This window comes from Escherichia sp. WS1451 (assembly GCF_046487365.1).
GTDB lineage: Bacteria > Pseudomonadota > Gammaproteobacteria > Enterobacterales > Enterobacteriaceae > Escherichia > Escherichia coli.
The window spans coordinates 1-3,137 of the sequence record NZ_JBJQJP010000055.1; the positions used below are offsets into that span (position 1 = coordinate 1).

At 62.6% G+C, this 3,137-nt stretch carries 1 protein-coding gene; it reads left to right on the plus strand.

The window, feature by feature from the left end:
* On the plus strand, nt 1-3,137 hold a 3,137-nt coding region (locus ACJHX7_RS26020), incomplete at both ends, for a DUF6531 domain-containing protein (RefSeq protein ID WP_410231732.1).

Consider the following 3,137-nt stretch of genomic DNA (forward strand, 5'->3'; position numbering starts at 1 on the left):
TCCTCACTGACGCAGTTTCTCGCACAAAAAAAAGCCGCCTTTCTGGATGACCCCCTGGGAACGGCCCTTAACCTGCTGAGTCCGGACGGTATGCTGGAAACCGCCTTTCAGGGAGTGAATGCGGTTATTGGCAGCATCAGTAATCTGTTCAAAGGCGATGATGAACCGCCCGCAGCGGAATATATCGCGGAAGGCGCGCGGGATGTGCGTATCAACAGCCAGCCGGCGGCACGCAGCGGGGCACGCTGCACCTGCGAGGCCAGGGTGGTGAATGAGCCGGGGAACGGGGCGTTTGTGTCACCGGATGTCCGCATTGGCGGTCCGTTACTGGTGGTCAGGGATATCAGAAGCGGCAGGTCGCAGATAACCCTGGTGGCAACCGTGGCGCTGATGTTTCTTCGCCCGGGCAAAATGCTTTCTGAAATCGCCTGTTTTGCTGCCAGTGTCGGGATGGGGGTGATGACGCAGAAGGCCATCAGTGCCCTTCCGCATCCGGTCAATGCCGCCACCGGAGCCAAATATCTGGCCGATGACGATGACTTCGATTTCAGTCTGCCGGGCCACTTTCCGCTGGACTGGCAGCGCGTGTACAGCAGTCGTGACGACCGCACGGAAGGGATGTTTGGTCAGGGCTGGAGTGTGATGTATGAAGTCAGCCTCGTGCGCACACCGGGTAGCGCAGACGAAAACTGCATGACCTTTGTGTCGGGCATGGGACGACGCCTGGATATGGAGGCCGTGCTGCCGGGGAGCGGGTTTTACAGCCCCGGCGAAGGACTGGCAGTACGGCGGGGTGAGCAGGGGCACTGGCTTATCAGCAGCGATGACGGGCAGTTTTTTCTGTTTGAAGCCGACCCGCATCACCCGCAGCGCCAGCGGCTGAAAATGCTGGGCGACCGCAACAGCAACTGTCTGAATCTGTACTACGACGAGCTGGGGCGCATCACGCAAATCAGCGGTGAACAGCAGCGTCCGTGCATCCGTCTGCATTATGAACTGGCGGCGCATCCCCGGCGGGTGACACAGATTTATCAGCATTTCCCTGAGACGGCTCCTTTACTGCTGCGTCGTTACCGCTATGACGAGGCCGGCGACCTGAACGGCGTGTACGACAGCACGGGACACCTGCTGCGCGAGTTTGCTTACGACGAAAACCACTGCATGACCCTGCACCGCCAGCCGGGCGGCGAAGGGTATTATTACCAGTGGGGCTGGTATGAAGGCCCGGATGACGCAGCGTGGCGGGTGACGGGGCACCACACGGACAGCGGTGAACAGTACCGGCTGGCGTGGAGCCTGGCGTCACGCAGGCTGTGCGTGACGGACGGGCTGGGGCGCACGCGTTATCATCAGTGGGACGCGCAGAATCAGGTGACGGCGTACCAGGACGAAGCCGGGCAGGTGACGACGTTCCGCTGGAGCGACGAAGAACGGCTGTTACTGGGAATGACCGATGCGCAGGGCGGCAAATGGCGCTATGTGTATGACCGGCAGGGGCATATCACGGAGACGCACGACCCGCTGGGGCGGGTGGCACAGACACAGTGGCACCCGGTGTGGCACCAGCCGGAAACGGAGGTGGACGCGGCGGGGAACAGCTGGTGCTGTGAGTACGATGAACGCGGCAATCTTCTTGCGGTGACCGACCCGCTGCAGCAGAACACCCGGTATCAGTATGACCGCCACGGCCAGGTGGTGCAGATAACCGATACGCGCGGGGGGAATAAATACCTTCAGTGGAACGAAGACGGGCAGCTCATGCGGCACACGGACTGTTCCGGCTCGCAGACGGCCTGGTTCTACGACGAACGCACGCGGCTGATACGGATGACAGACGCGCAGAGCCACAGCACGCGCTACGGGTATGACGACAGCGGCCACCTGACGGAGGTGATACTGGCGGACGGCCGCACGGTGAATTACCAGTCGGACGCGGCGGGCAGGCTGGTGAAGTACACCAGCCCGATGGGGAGGATAACGCGCTGGCAGCGGGACGGGCAGGGCCGGGTGCGCAGCCGGACAGACGCGACGGGGCGCAGGACGGCGTTCGGGTACGATGCTTACGGGCGTCTGGTCACGCTCACGAACGAGAACGGAGAAAGCTACCGGTTCCGCCATGACGTGCTGGACCGTCTGGCGGAGCAGATAAATCCGGACGGCTGCCGCCAGACGTACCGCTACAACGCGCTGAACGCGGTCACGGAAGTGGTGTTCACCGGGGACCGGGGCGGTGAAATCCGCCACCGGCTGGCACGTGATGCGGCGGGCCGGCTCACGGCAAAGGAGACAGCCGATAGCCGTACGGAATACGTCCATGATGCGGCAGACCAGCTACTGGAAATCCGCCGCCGACGGTCGGATGCCGGGGAAACAGACGCACCGGAGATTATCCGTTTCAGTTACGACAGACTGGGGCGGATGCTGACTGAGGAGACGGCGCAGGGCGTCTTAACCCACCAGTACGATGAACTGGGCAACCGGACAGCCATCACCTTTCCGGACGGCAGAACGCAGCGTCATCTGTACTACGGCAGCGGCCATCTCCAGCAGATAAATCTGGACCGGGAGGTCATCAGCGAGTTCACACGTGACGCCCTGCACCGTGAAGTGCTCAGAAGCCAGGGGCGACTGAGCACGCGGCAGCTTTACGACCCCGCCGGGCGGCTGAAGCGCAGGGAGACATACAGCGGGATGCGCGGGGTGGTACCGGAGACGTTCACGGACCGGCAGTACAGCTACAGTGGCGAGGATGAACTGCTGAAGACGCGGCACAGCCGGCGGGGGGAAACGGATTACTTCTACGACCCCACGGGGCGCATCACGGCGTGCCGCTCGGAGGATGAGGGGTATCTGGCGAGCTGGCAGTACGACGCGGCGGGAAACCTGCTGGGGCGGCGCGCGGGGGAAAGGGCCACGGCAGAAAACAGCGTGGTGCCGTTCAACCGGCTGATGTCTTACCGTGGTGTGCACTACCGTTACGACGAATTTGGCCGTGCGGTGGAAAAGGAGGGGCGGAGCGGCACGCAGAGTTACCGTTATGATGCGGAACACCGGATGGTGGAAGTGACGACAGCGCGGGGGACATACCGGTATGTGTACGATGCGCTGGGGAGGCGGACGGAAAAACAGCACATCAG